This is a genomic window from Marinicrinis sediminis (assembly GCF_042685085.1).
Classification (GTDB): domain Bacteria; phylum Bacillota; class Bacilli; order Paenibacillales; family KCTC-33676; genus Marinicrinis; species Marinicrinis sediminis.
Genome location: NZ_JBHUMM010000014.1, coordinates 180,602 through 193,391 on the forward strand (window position 1 = coordinate 180,602; position 12,790 = coordinate 193,391).

The following is a 12,790-nucleotide window of genomic DNA, read 5'->3' on the forward strand; positions in this document are numbered from 1 at the left end:
ATCGACATGAAGATCAACGTTCACATTGCAGTCAAGGAACAGCATGTGCTTGAGGATACCATAACGGTAGAGGAAGAGACACTGGCGGAACTGAGTGACGAGGAAATCGAGCAGGTGATCGAGATTCGCATTCGGGACTGGGTGGACCGGAATCTGCAGGTGGCGTGGGAAGCAGAACGAGAGATGGAGTGAGACAGAGTGATTACACATGTAGTGATGTTCAAGCTGAAAAATCCGGATGAAACGATGGAGCAAACGAGAGAAGTGCTGGCCGGCATGGCAGGCAAGATTCCTCAGTTGCGCGAGATTGAGGTAGGGGTGGATGTGCTTCGCTCTGATCGGTCTTACGATCTCGTCCTCATTACGAAGTTTGATTCACTGGAGGATCTGAAAGCTTATCAGGTACATCCTGTTCATCAGGACGTGATCGCATATATTAATACGGTGAAGGAAGTCAGCATTGCCGTAGATTATGCATCCTGATCTCCATTTGCAAGTCAAGAAGAACCAGTACAGGGATATGTCTGCAAGTCGGACATGTCCCTTCTTATATGAGTTTACATAAAGGGGTGATGGCAGGTGGATGATCGCAGTGTGAGTGAAGCGTTGGGAATCCTACTGATTATTGTCATTACGGTGGGCATTACGATCTGGTGGGCCAAACGCAGCAAAAAGAAATAAGGAGGAGGAAAGCGAGATGTATTACGTCAATGAACAGCAGATTCGGGATCGTCTCTCCATGATTCCACTTCTACAGGAGGGCGCGGAGCAGCTACAACAACAATGGAAGCCGCAAGACACCCTGAAATGGCTCGCACAAGAACGAATCCTGCATTTGGCGATCGAGATTGTCACGGATGTCGGCAGCAGTTTGATCGATGGATTCATTATGCGCGATGCCAGCAGCTATGAAGATATTATGGAGATCATATACGGGGAATCTGTGATTCAGGAGGAGGTCTTTCTCGCCCTCCGTTCACTCGTCAAGCTACGCAAGCCGCTCGTACAGCAATACATGGAATTGCAGCGAGGGGAACTGTATCCGGAACTGGAGACCGTCATCGTCTATCTTCCCATTTTCTCCGAGCAAGTGGAGACCTATTTGAAAACGGAGCTGTAAGACACCGAGACTCGAACACACGACCAGCACCCGGGATTACCATCCTGATGATGCTGGTTTTTTGTGTGTAATACAAGAGTGGTTTGTTCAGAGAAAAAAATCAAGGGTTGACTTTTGAGAGATATTTGTTAATACTTTACTTGTTATACCAATTAAATTAATTATTAGGAGGAATGATTGAATTGAGAAGAACCGTTTTTGCGATGTTTTTGAGTATGGTGATTTTCGGTATCGTTTCAGCTTCAGTTATGGGAGGAGAAGGAAAGATAACTGGAAGTTCAGGGATTTCAGGTGGATGGAGCGAAGAAATGGGCTATTATACCAATGAATCGGTTGATGGTATTGTTACGATGGCCTCTAATTCTCCAGATAACCATAAAGCTACCAAAAAATACAGAGAAGCTGGATCGAATCTGGAGACAAACCTGATTGGTGAAACTTGGTGGTCAGATGAGTATCATTATACTAGAGCGAGATTTGAATATGTATGGCCGTTATCAGGGAATTTTGCCGATACTGGACGCATTTGGGGTTGGGATTATACAAGAGCTGAAACAGAATATGTCATTGCAGATTTTAGTGTTGCACATACTTACTGGGGTAACTAGTTTACTCGATTGAAGATCCTCCTCGATATTACATAGACGAAAAACGATAAAGGGGAGGTTCCTCTTTTTTATGAAATGGATACATCCTTTCTATCGTTTGAATCTTCTGATTCAAACTGTCCTCATTCTAATTAGTACGGCCTGTATTAGCCTATTGTATGGTTTGTCTTATCTCGATGACATAAATATGATGAATAATGGATTTGTGAACCAGGAAGCTATTACGTTTATAATCCCGGATGAGGAGCCGTCATTCAAGCAGATTAAGGAGCCATTCATCTTGTTTCAACAAGATACTCGTCTCCCGGAGAAGAAATGGGTATGGGTGAATGGGAATATTCGCTTGCCAATAGAGAATTCGACCTACCGATCCTATTTAAATGCTGGGAAAAATATAGTTGTAAATGGTTTGCAGCATCGTTTAGGGCCATTACCTGCTGAATATATATATGCAGGACATTTTCAGGAAACAAATTCATATAAGCTACAGCGTGAAATATGGTTTATTCCGGCTGCATACAAAGTGGATATGACAAACGGTAATCTGTTTACATTTGTTACGTTTAAAGAACACGGGCAACGATTCCGTGAAATGATAAACGATTCTTCCGTAAAAATCATTGATAAGGAACTACTCGGCACTTATTCGATGTCTTCCAATTCGATCATGATAAAGGGTCTGCAAGCATCTCTCGGGTTTCTGGTATTAGCATTTATTGCTGTGCATATGTTTTGGGCTATGAAACAAAAAATGATGATTCAAATTTTGCATTTGCACGGACATACGTCATGGATGATTTGGAAGAGAGTCATGATGAAAGAGGCCATCATCTCGTTTGTATTCTCTATGTTGTTGCTGATAATGGCAAATGTAGTTCAACTTCAAATTTTTCCGCTTTGGAATCAGAGCTGGCTCAGCGATGCCACCATGTGGTTATGGGTTGCTAATCTTTATATTTGGTCTTCAGGGGGTGTATTTGTCTACAGATATGTACGGATGAGAGGAGGGAAATCGTGAAGGAAGCAATACGGAGTATATGGAAACAAAATAAATTTATCTTGCTGATCAACTTCATTATAGCACTTATATTCTTCTCTATTATCATGGTTGTGGTCGTACACTTTTCTCACGCTCAAATAGAGATTGAGGCAACTAACCATTTCAAGGGGCAAAATTTTTATACCATTTCAGATGAACTAATTAATGAAAAGGAAGCAGCATTTTTCTCCAAACTGAGTAATTATGACAGATTATATGAATTCGTGGCCCAGTTGTCTGGATCTTCAGAATTCACGTATTACAGCGCAGTTTGGCAACCTATTGGTTTATACGATCCGAAGGGGAATGAGAGGTTTGCTACCTATTATGAAAGCGGTCAACCTTCACCGGTTACAGAAAGGAATGGTCTGCGTTTTCAAAGTGTAAAGTCAATGCAAGTGAATCATCACGTAATCGCATTCAATCATCTGCAACTGGCAAATGGTCGCTTTTTTGATGAGCATGAATATGTACTGACCAATGAGCAGATTCCAGTTGTATTAGGCTCTGAATATGCAGGATATTATCAAATAGGAGATCAGGTCAAAATTGACTATTATAATGAACGATTTGTGGGCACCATTGTAGGATTTTTGCAACCAAATCAAAAGATTACTACGGCAAATCATCCAGAGATGCTGCTAGACCGATATATCATCCTACCTGCTTTATCTTTGATGGACGCACCTTCCAGATTAGAGGTAGCACAAAAGGAAGAAATGCCGGTGCTCATCAGAGCGTTATTATTGAGTCAGGCAAATGGTAACTTGATTACCGATTTAAACCCATTGGAAATACGGGACGTATTGAAAGAAATATCTTCGGAAAGTGGATTCGAATCATTTATCTTGCTCGGTGGACAATCTCTTCAGCTACAAACATGGATTGAGATGGTCGAGATGAACCGAATGATATTGTTAACGTTATCTGTCTTGCTGTTGATGGTTTTAATATGTATGATGTCAGGAACTTCAATGTTAAAAGCAAGAAAACAGATTGACACGTATAAGGTATTTTTAATCAGTGGGGCGAGTTTCACTCAAATTTATCGTTTGGCCATATACGAATGGCTAATTATTTATTGCATGGCATGGATGTTTCCATTTATTTACCTGATTGTCCTGACGTCATTCACTCAAGTTATCTTGCTTATTTATATGATTGCCTCGCTCATCATCATGCTGTTTATGCTGGTATTGTTACAATTAATTATGAATCGTTATATGAAAAAACTAGACATCGTTCAGAAGCTGAAAGGATGATGATATGGACGGTTTGAAAGTAGAGAATCTTTCTAAATCCTATTTGAATAGGGTGATATTCGAACAAGTGAATCTCACCATAGATTCTGGGCAAATGGTTGCCGTCATGGGGAAAAGCGGGGCTGGAAAAAGTACACTGTTGAATATTGTTGCCGGATTGGAAAAAGCAAGTGACGGAGTCTATCACTATCTGAGTCAGAATATGTCAGACAAGTCTCTATCTCAGTTAGCGAAAATGAGAGGTCGTCATATGGGCTATATTTCTCAGCAGAGTCCCATGGTACCGAAGCTGACAGTAAAGGAAAACATTCTGGTTCCCTACTGGTTCGGCAAGAGAGACAAGACGGAGAGTGTATATATGGATCACCTGCAAGTGCTTAGTGAATGGTTTGAGCTGAAAAATCTGCTCGATGCGCCGATCTCTCAATTATCTGGGGGCGAACGTCAGCGTGTAGGAATTATTCGCGCCTTGCTTCGACAACCACAACTCGTTGTGGCAGACGAACCCACTGCTGCATTGGATGCGACTACCGCACATCTCGTGACAAACTGCTTTACAGAACTGAAGCAAGATGGGAAAATCATCCTGATTGCGACTCATAATCGAGAAGTTGCTGCTAAGTGTGATCGGGTGTATGAGCTGCATTCTGACGGTCTCATACCCGTTGCACTAACCGTATAAATATTTCTTCTCTACCTCTTCATTTACTTGTCCGCCACGCTAGTGAAAACATCTCTAAACGGTGTCACCATGCATCACATAACTGAAATAGCAGTGTTCAACATATCTAGGCACTGGAACGTACGGGATGAACGCACCTAGATCAGGCAGAACATGGGGCGACCTGGTGGGGATTCAATAGGAGGACGAATGCTACGATTCGGAGGATTGATTTTATTATTGTTGTTGCTATGAAATGAATTTTATATGGGTGAAAGGGATTTCCTCTGAATCCTCTGAGGTTCTGTTTTCTGAAAAAATCGAGAATGATCATGCAGATGCAACGGATGCTAGCCTGAAATAAATTCGTATGAGAATCATATAGAGATGCGGCCCTGGGATTGAGATCCAAGGGCTTTTTCTTGCTGGACAACAGCGAAGCAAACCATCTGGCCCGTCATGGTATCCCTACAGTCAAGCAATTAGCTGCGAAGATGGGTTATTCCATGAATGATGACCTTTCCTATATGCTTGGTTTCGAATACCCGGCTCATTTCTCAACATTTTCAAGAAAAGGACAGGGATGTCTCCGCTGCACTATCGGAAAGGTGAACCGGATTCGAATCATTGACTTTATAAACATTTCTGTTTCTTAATTTACTTATCTGCCACTCTGCGGTAAAATATCGGTAAAGGGTGGTGAAGAAATGTCTAGTGAGCGCGAAACATCCACTCGCAATCAAATATTGACGCTATTGAAGATGAATGGTTCATCCAGTATTCATTTGCTGGCCACGCAGCTTCATATAACGGAAATGGCGGTCCGCAGACATGTTCAGGCGCTGGAGCGAGACGGCCTGGTTGAATCTTCTCTGGTCAGACAGGCAATGGGCAGACCTTCCTATGCGTATTCGCTCTCCAGAAAGGCAGACAACTATTTCCCGAAGAGCTATCACAAGCTTGCCCTGGATTTGTTGGAGGAACTGGCATCAGACGGGGACGACCTGGTACAGCATTTGTTCGAACGCAGGCAACAGAAGCTCGAACGCAAGCATGAAGAGCGAATGACAGGAAAAAGTCTGCACGAGCGCGTTCAGGAACTGGTAGAGATACAGAATGAGGGCGGATATATGGCCCAGCTCGAACAAGATACAGATCAAGCCTATGTGCTTCACGAGTATAATTGCCCGATTACGCAGGTGGCCGAACAGCACGAACAGGCCTGTCATTGTGAGTTGGAGCTGTTCAAGACATTGTTGCAAACCGATGAGGTTGAACGAACCGAGTGTCTGTCCAAAGGCGGCTCACGCTGTTCTTATGTCATACGAGACAGTTACAAGGAGGGAAAAACATCGTGATTTCATCGTGACAAGATAGGATTTATTCATTCTGATTCAGGTATTCACCGAAGTGATAGAGGAATACCTGAATCTTTTTGTTTCAAAAGCCAGTCATATGGTTATGTAATAAATAGTTGACTACATATTCCCTTGAAGATCAGCATCTGAGGGATGGTAAACAGAAATTGGGAAAGTTGTTCCAAAAATTTCTGAAAAACGGTGTCAATGTGTCGGATAATTTCTTATAATAGAAGTATCCCATAGGCATATGTCACGGAGAAGGGGAGGAGATTACTTTTGATAGTTGAGTTGAGTGTTGCGATTATTGCGATTGCGTTTGCAGCGTTAGCGGTGTACCTGATCACGCTTATTCAGAAGGTGAAGGGAACCTTGACGCAAACCGAAAATACGCTGCAGGATGTACAGAAGCAAGCAGATCACGTAATGAAAGAAAGTGAGATTCTGCTGCAAAAGGTCAATGCAATTACGAATGATGTGAATGAAAAGATTCATTCGGTAGACGGATTGGTAAACTCCGTCAAGCATGTCAGTGAGGCGGTATCTGAAGCAACGGCCTCATTCAAGGAAGCATCCGCAACCGTGTCCAATACGGTCAAATCCAATGTGCGCCAAGCCGTACATAAACGTGGAAGCGCCATTGGAGATACGATCAAGTGGGCACAGCACACGCTGGATCTGTGGGCGATATGGAAAAACAAGCGTACCGAGTCCGACGAGCCTAAGAGAAACCTAAAATAAACAAAGGAGAGGATATCGATGGCAGAGAACACAAACCAAAACGGTGGAAATGGAAATAACTTTTTGTTGGGTGCAATTGTAGGTGGCGTAATTGGTGCAGCCGTATCACTACTCGTAGCGCCGAAAGCGGGCAGAGAGCTTCGTCAGGATCTGACCGGACAATGCCAGAATGTCGGCTCGAAGTCAAAAGAATTGTATGGCAGTGTAAGTGAAAAAGGCAAAGTGTTGTATGGCACCGTGAGTGAAAAAGGCAAAGAAGTTGCAGGCCGTGCCAAGGAACTTGCAAACAACGTTGCGACCGATGTAAAGTCCTGGAAGCAAGCAAAAAATGAAATCTCGATCTCTGGTGACAAAGAAGCTGACACGTTGGAAGCTTCCGCTGCAGACAGTGAAGAGTCCAATGAAGAGCCGACTTCCCAAGATCCTGAGAAATCTGCTACCATTAACTAAATCGCATGGGCCCATAACGATAAATGGGTGATGAAAGGCCGGGAGCGATATCTGCTCTCCGGCCTTTTTTGACGATTCATGTTACATATGCATATTCAATTTCCAACAACCTGATGCGTGATCCATTCTCTGATCAGATGCAATACTTCTGTGCGCTGCTGTTCAAAAAAAAGCTCGTGCCTCATGTCGTCCAGGATGTGAGCCGTAACCCGGGTAACACCAGCTTCAGTCAGCCGTTGTTTCAGTAAAGAAACAGATTGACCATTCCCTGCGACCGGATCTCGACCGCCCGCGAGCAGCAGGTATGGCAGTTCAGATGGAATCGATGGTCGATTCCGAGGATCATAGACCCGGAATGCCGCATCCGTCATGTCCCGATAAAATGCGGCAGAGCCGATTGCCCCACACATGGGATCTCCCAAATAACGGTCAACTTCAACCGGATCGCGAGACAGCCAGTCTAACTCGGTACGAATCGGCTGAAAAGAACGATTGTACGTCTTCATTTGGATCTGATGCATCAGCTGAGCCGGTGCCTGGGGTCCTTTGAATAAGGCGGTAGCCCGCGCGAGCAATTGTCCCATACGTCCGAGCGGTCCCGGATGTGCGACGATTCCGGTATATATGACGCCATTATATAAAGGAACAGACCGTGCAAGCAACGCATGATGGGCGATCAGAAATCCCATGCTGTGTCCAAGCAAAATGAGCGGCTGATTAGGATGCTGATTCTTGATTTCCTGTGCAAGCTCCAGTGTTTCCTCGACAACCATCTTCCAGCCATTCTGATCAGCAAAGTGTCCCATTCTGGCAGATTCCTGCACAGATTTCCCGTGTCCGCGATGATCATGTCCATACACCGTTACCCCTGAGGCATTCAAGTATGCGGCCAATTCTCCATACCGACCCGCATGCTCTCCCATCCCATGTACCAACTGCAAGACCGCCGTCTCTTCCGTCCCTTCATCACATTCCCACTTTCGCACATGAAGCGATTCGCCGTGTGAAGACTTCCACATATAGCTATGCATTCTATCCCTCCATCCAATTGCGTATATGAAGCCACAACCTTCAATCTCTCCAAATGGAAAATGATGTTCAATTCAATGAAAATGGTATACGCTTACTATATCATGTGAAGAGGACGGGGTGAATGCCATTCGCAAGAGAATCATGCTAGGGGTCTGGATTTTGATATTGCTGCTAGTCGGTTTCCTCTATATCTTGATCGAGAGAGCTGCGCCATTACATGTGATGGGACAAACGGTTTATGAAGGGCTTGGAGATCATCAGGTTCTCATAGAGGTGATCAATGAAGGGTATACCGGAATAACGGTCTCGGCTGTAACCGTAAATGGCGGGGGCTCTCCTTTGAAGGCTAAACTGGGTATCAGTCATTCTTCTCAACTGGTGCTGGGTCAGTTGAAGCATGCAGATATTGAATTTGTGGGGTTGGAGCAGGCCCGAATCCAGCCTCGTACAGACGAAAACCGATATAAATTGAACTATGGGTTGCGTATTGTTCACACAGCTCCTGTTGTATCTATCGAGATTCATTATTCTTATCTGGGACTGAAGCGTTCCATAGTATATGAGGTGTTATGAAAAGAAGCATAATGAAGCATCCATATCAAACATGCGAGGGTGTCATTCATTAGCACATTAGTATCCCAGACATCATAAAAGGAGACTACAGTGAAGGAATTCATCTGGCTTGTTATATTTGTCATTGTTGTAGTGAATGTATGCTATTTTCGAGTAGTCAGGACCAAAGCTCCCAAGGTTGTACGTATACAGGCTACCGTCATATCGAAGGAAAAGAAAAAATGGTTTTCTTCCCGAGGATTTCGTATAGATTATCTGATCGTGAAATTCTCTCTTGCTGATGAATCCTATGTAAAGTTAATGGCTAATCATCAACAGCATGACGAATTACTTGAAATTGGTCAAAGCTACCTCATTGATCACAATGGGAAGTTTATACGCCACATTGAAAAGCTATAGCTCAATGTAATAGATATCCAAATCAAATCTTCAACTAGAACCGACGAATACGGTGAATAAAGGGACATTGATTAGCAAGTCGTTACATAAATCGGCACCGTATGATCTGTGGACATATGAGATTGAAATCATTGAATCCGACACCATTTCAGAAGCGATTGTGACCATTTATGAGTTACTAGCATCTCGACTCGATAAATTTGAAGAACTATGCCTGCATCATGAAGTCATGTTAAATCTGTATCTTCAATCCGACTATGCCCAGTTGGGATTTGAATTGAGCCAAAAGGCAATAGACTGTTTGAAGAAATTGAATATCAAAGTGGATTTCCATATATTATCTTGGGGAGGGGTATGAATTTTGGAACACACTTTGATAACAGATCAGAGAATTGAAATGAGTACTTTTTTAATTGTTATTTAGGAACTTGGATTTGTTAAATGGTTAACTAGATTTATTCGAAAACACTAATAAACGAAATTTGTAAGTCTCTGATAGAAAAACATTCAATAAGATACTAAATGATTGTGTTTGTTCTTTACAGGACGGAATTGTGGAGAAATTAGATTACAAAATGAATGTAGAGGTGTCTATTCTGGATATATCTAATTTAAAACAACAAATCATGAATGGGAATATGGAGGAAGTTATTCGTATAATTGAACAGATCGCTGAGAGAAAAGAGCGGGCTTATATCCCAACGTTGATCGATTACCTAATAGAAACAGATCATAACATTCTGAGAAATGCCATTGCGATTGCTTTATCAGACTTAAAGGCTCAAGAATCAGTAGAACCTATACTAAACCTTGTATTGCATCCAAAAACTGCAAAAAACAGAGGTACATTGTTGTACGCATTAGAAGGTTTGGATTGCAGTTCTCATTCTCTTGTTATAACTCGGATGATTGTGGATGGTAATTTTGAAGTCAGTAGACAAGCATATCAGCTACTTTTTCATATCCACCCACAATTATCTTTTAATGTAAGAGAGCAATGCAGAAAGATAATAGTAGATCATCATAAAAGTAATCAAGATGATTGGTTGAAAGAAGTATTAGAACTATTTGATTGATGTACACAGAATTGAGAGCTTATCTATACGATTAAGATGTTATTTTCGGTTTATATATTTTTTTTAGATGAAAATCCAACATTTTTTTTTACTTCTGATAGAACTGTACTACAAGGAGATAGTTAATACACCAAAATCAGATAAATAAAGGGTGATAGTGTGAAGGAAGCAAAACTAACTATTTGGAAACCTCATAACGACATTCCACAAAAATTACTGGATTTACATAACATCATTTGGAACGAAAATGGCTTACAAATTGAATTGATGGATAATAAAGAAACTCATGTTACTATCATTTTCGAACAATTTGTAATATCTCATAGGGTAACAAGAGAACGACTTATGTTGAAATATCAAGATATGTACGGGAAGTTTAGAGAGAAAAATGATTCGTGGTCTTTGTTTAAAATGAATGGTGACGATTATGATAAGTGGTTTCGAGCGCAACATTATGATTTATATGCGGATATGCATAAGAAAATTGAACATTTTGTAATTGTAACAGAAGATGAAATCATAGAGATACTAAATGATTACGAACCGACAATTACTATGAAAACTTTATAAAACCACAAATCCGTTTTTCCTCCAATATCAATCTTTAATGATCAAGACGGTTGCTGTACATCCCAGTAGCATCATCATTGTCAGCACATGCAACATTCTTTTGAGCATATTCCCCGTTTCCTTTGTTTCGATTGGAGAGGGCAGTCAGAAGAATAATAAATGCGACGAAATAAAAAATATAGTGAGGAAGTGCGTTGAATACATACATAATCAGAATTGGATGTTCAGGAAAAATAGAAATGACGTAAATAGAGAGAATGAAAGAATACATGAAAGAATACATGTCACCCACAATGAGCAGGATGAAAAAATATTGCATCCTTCTTCTGAATAGGGTGCCTTTTCTTAAGTAGCGTTTACAATAAAATAATCCAATAAATAATATCACGAACCATAAGAGTTGAAACAGTATAACCAAAGCTTCGATATGATCACCACCTATAGATGATTGAAATGCGTTCTTTTTCTATATGAAATACATAGTGCCTTTTTTTACTGGATAACATGGTATTGTTGTATGATAATAGAAAATAACATGATTATGTTACCATAAAAACTGGTAAACAACTACAAATATCAAACTGTCATTGTTTTCTAGTGGAACTTTAATTGTTTTATTGAGGAGGATAAACGGATGTCGTCTGTAAGACGTTTATTATGCTTTATAACTGTAACGATCTTATTGGTATCCATATTTGCAGGATGTCAGGGGAAACAAAGTTTGAGTAAGCAAATGATAAAAGAAATAGACAGCCAATGTATAAATCGCAACCATTGTGATATTTCGCTTTCGGATGTGACAACGTTTCAATAGGATAAAGTTGTTATTTTTGAAGTAGGGAGTTCTAAAAAGAAAATCAACAAGGCTTTAGGCATAGATTATGAAGGGTCATTAGACCTTACAATGGGGATGATATTTGTATTAAACGATCAAATTGTGTATGAAGAGATCATTCCATACCAACCAGAACATCCCACTGGATTGCAAATTTTCATTGAGAAAAATGAGCAAAGTTATGTAATTCTTACTTCAGATACAGATGTACTTCAAGGAAGTAAAAAAGTTACCGACGGCGTTGATTATTATTCGATAGGCAATAAATAATTCGAAAAGATGACTCCAAGCTTCAAGTAATATTTTGTTAGTAATTGAGAAAGGATCAATGGAAATATGATTGAAATTAAAACGTATCTTAAATATCCTCACATGAATATCGAAGATTTAGATGATGTTGCTCAGAACCCAAGCAAATATTTCATGACACTATGTGATAAGCGATAAATACTGCAATATGAAGAGAAATTTAGTTTTTTTTATTTAGATGGTGTATTGTTCCTGAAATACAATTCAGTAGTCATACTAAACTTCATGCATTGGGATTTAGTAGATCAATTATGGGCATATACTTGACATTATTTTTCGAAGTTTCAGAATACGATATTGATGGTTGTCAGGAGGGACAAAATTGCTGTAGTGACCTTGTATTAGGAAAGAGGATGGAGGAATTGAAAAAACTATTCTTAATAGAATCACTTGTATTAGTCATGTTACTTTCAAGTTGTTCAAATAATATATGTTCAAATGAGATACGTTACTCCTTAGATTCTCCAAATGGTGAATATACAGCTTATACCTTTACTAGAAACTGTGGAAGTACAACAAAAAAGGGTTATCACTTAACCATCTTAGATGAGGGTGAGCATCTAAAAAATAAGAGTGGAAATATATTTGTGACCTATCATAAGTTTGAATTTGCCTGGGTTAACGAAAAGGAAGAGTCTGTAAACTAGATTGTGTAAACTCCTAAATCTATTAAAATAGAGGTAGGAGAAAGGTTGGGATCTACACATGGGATTATGGACGAAAGAGCAGCTTCGCGCATTCATCAAAGAAAATAAGT

At 40.6% G+C, this 12,790-nt stretch carries 16 protein-coding genes; 15 read left to right on the plus strand and 1 reads right to left on the minus strand.

Features of this window, described 5'->3' with window-relative positions:
- Positions 1-6 precede the first annotated feature (6 nt).
- From ACFSUC_RS09135 to ACFSUC_RS09180, 10 genes are all read left to right on the plus strand, one after another.
- Positions 7-192 (plus strand): hypothetical protein, encoded by a 186-nt coding sequence (locus tag ACFSUC_RS09135; protein ID WP_379929242.1) that lies wholly within the window; start codon positions 7-9, stop codon positions 190-192.
- Between the two features lie 6 nt (positions 193-198).
- Positions 199-483: a Dabb family protein gene (locus tag ACFSUC_RS09140; protein WP_379929243.1), complete on the plus strand. Its 285-nt coding sequence runs from the start codon at positions 199-201 to the stop codon at positions 481-483.
- Between the two features lie 214 nt (positions 484-697).
- Positions 698-1,120 (plus strand): DUF86 domain-containing protein, encoded by a 423-nt coding sequence (locus tag ACFSUC_RS09145; protein ID WP_379929244.1) that lies wholly within the window; start codon positions 698-700, stop codon positions 1,118-1,120.
- A gap of 173 nt (positions 1,121-1,293) precedes the next feature.
- Positions 1,294-1,728, plus strand: coding sequence for a hypothetical protein (locus ACFSUC_RS09150; RefSeq protein WP_379929245.1), 435 nt, complete (start codon positions 1,294-1,296; stop codon positions 1,726-1,728).
- Positions 1,729-1,798: 70 nt separating this feature from the next.
- On the plus strand, positions 1,799-2,746 hold the full coding sequence (locus tag ACFSUC_RS09155; protein WP_379929246.1) for a hypothetical protein: 948 nt from the start codon (positions 1,799-1,801) through the stop codon (positions 2,744-2,746).
- Positions 2,743-4,029 (plus strand): hypothetical protein, encoded by a 1,287-nt coding sequence (locus ACFSUC_RS09160; protein ID WP_379929247.1) that lies wholly within the window; start codon positions 2,743-2,745, stop codon positions 4,027-4,029. Before ACFSUC_RS09155 ends, ACFSUC_RS09160 begins: the two co-directional genes overlap by 4 nt.
- Positions 4,030-4,033: 4 nt before the next feature.
- A complete protein-coding gene (locus ACFSUC_RS09165) occupies positions 4,034-4,711 on the plus strand; it encodes an ABC transporter ATP-binding protein (protein ID WP_379929248.1) in 678 nt (225 codons plus the stop codon).
- A gap of 686 nt (positions 4,712-5,397) precedes the next feature.
- Positions 5,398-6,048 (plus strand): helix-turn-helix transcriptional regulator, encoded by a 651-nt coding sequence (locus ACFSUC_RS09170; RefSeq protein WP_379929249.1) that lies wholly within the window; start codon positions 5,398-5,400, stop codon positions 6,046-6,048.
- 279 nt (positions 6,049-6,327) lie between these two features.
- A complete protein-coding gene (locus ACFSUC_RS09175) occupies positions 6,328-6,789 on the plus strand; it encodes a DUF948 domain-containing protein (RefSeq protein ID WP_379929250.1) in 462 nt (153 codons plus the stop codon).
- Between the two features lie 18 nt (positions 6,790-6,807).
- Positions 6,808-7,239, plus strand: a complete 432-nt coding sequence (locus ACFSUC_RS09180; RefSeq protein WP_379929251.1) for a YtxH domain-containing protein — start codon at positions 6,808-6,810, stop codon at positions 7,237-7,239.
- 95 nt (positions 7,240-7,334) lie between these two features.
- Here the strand turns inward: ACFSUC_RS09180 and ACFSUC_RS09185 are convergent, their stop codons facing one another.
- Positions 7,335-8,270 (minus strand): alpha/beta fold hydrolase, encoded by a 936-nt coding sequence (locus tag ACFSUC_RS09185; RefSeq protein WP_379929252.1) that lies wholly within the window; start codon positions 8,268-8,270, stop codon positions 7,335-7,337.
- Between the two features lie 118 nt (positions 8,271-8,388).
- Here ACFSUC_RS09185 and ACFSUC_RS09190 point away from each other — a divergent pair, with 118 nt between their 5' ends.
- From ACFSUC_RS09190 to ACFSUC_RS09210, 5 genes are all read left to right on the plus strand, one after another.
- Positions 8,389-8,844 carry a hypothetical protein gene (locus tag ACFSUC_RS09190; protein ID WP_379929253.1) on the plus strand — a complete coding sequence of 152 codons (456 nt, stop codon included), beginning with the start codon at positions 8,389-8,391 and terminating at the stop codon, positions 8,842-8,844.
- A 412-nt stretch (positions 8,845-9,256) separates the two neighbouring features.
- The gene (locus ACFSUC_RS09195) at positions 9,257-9,601 is read left to right on the plus strand and encodes a DUF4279 domain-containing protein (RefSeq protein WP_379929260.1); all 345 of its coding nucleotides are present in this window, start codon (positions 9,257-9,259) and stop codon (positions 9,599-9,601) included.
- Positions 9,602-9,797: 196 nt separating this feature from the next.
- A complete protein-coding gene (locus tag ACFSUC_RS09200; protein ID WP_379929254.1) occupies positions 9,798-10,319 on the plus strand; it encodes a HEAT repeat domain-containing protein in 522 nt (173 codons plus the stop codon).
- A 159-nt stretch (positions 10,320-10,478) separates the two neighbouring features.
- Positions 10,479-10,889, plus strand: coding sequence for a hypothetical protein (locus ACFSUC_RS09205; RefSeq protein ID WP_379929255.1), 411 nt, complete (start codon positions 10,479-10,481; stop codon positions 10,887-10,889).
- Between the two features lie 1,506 nt (positions 10,890-12,395).
- Complete coding sequence (locus tag ACFSUC_RS09210; RefSeq protein WP_379929256.1) at positions 12,396-12,680, plus strand: hypothetical protein; 285 nt, start codon at positions 12,396-12,398, stop codon at positions 12,678-12,680.
- Positions 12,681-12,790 lie beyond the last annotated feature (110 nt).

Coding starts and splice junctions, on each gene's coding strand:
- ACFSUC_RS09150 (WP_379929245.1), top strand. CDS start 1,294: ATGATTGAATTGAGAAGAACCGTTTTTGCGATGTTTTTGAGTATGGTG.
- ACFSUC_RS09170 (WP_379929249.1), top strand. CDS start 5,398: ATGTCTAGTGAGCGCGAAACATCCACTCGCAATCAAATATTGACGCTA.
- ACFSUC_RS09165 (WP_379929248.1), top strand. CDS start 4,034: ATGGACGGTTTGAAAGTAGAGAATCTTTCTAAATCCTATTTGAATAGG.
- ACFSUC_RS09185 (WP_379929252.1), bottom strand. CDS start 8,270: ATGCATAGCTATATGTGGAAGTCTTCACACGGCGAATCGCTTCATGTG.
- ACFSUC_RS09155 (WP_379929246.1), top strand. CDS start 1,799: ATGAAATGGATACATCCTTTCTATCGTTTGAATCTTCTGATTCAAACT.
- ACFSUC_RS09135 (WP_379929242.1), top strand. CDS start 7: ATGAAGATCAACGTTCACATTGCAGTCAAGGAACAGCATGTGCTTGAG.
- ACFSUC_RS09180 (WP_379929251.1), top strand. CDS start 6,808: ATGGCAGAGAACACAAACCAAAACGGTGGAAATGGAAATAACTTTTTG.
- ACFSUC_RS09145 (WP_379929244.1), top strand. CDS start 698: ATGTATTACGTCAATGAACAGCAGATTCGGGATCGTCTCTCCATGATT.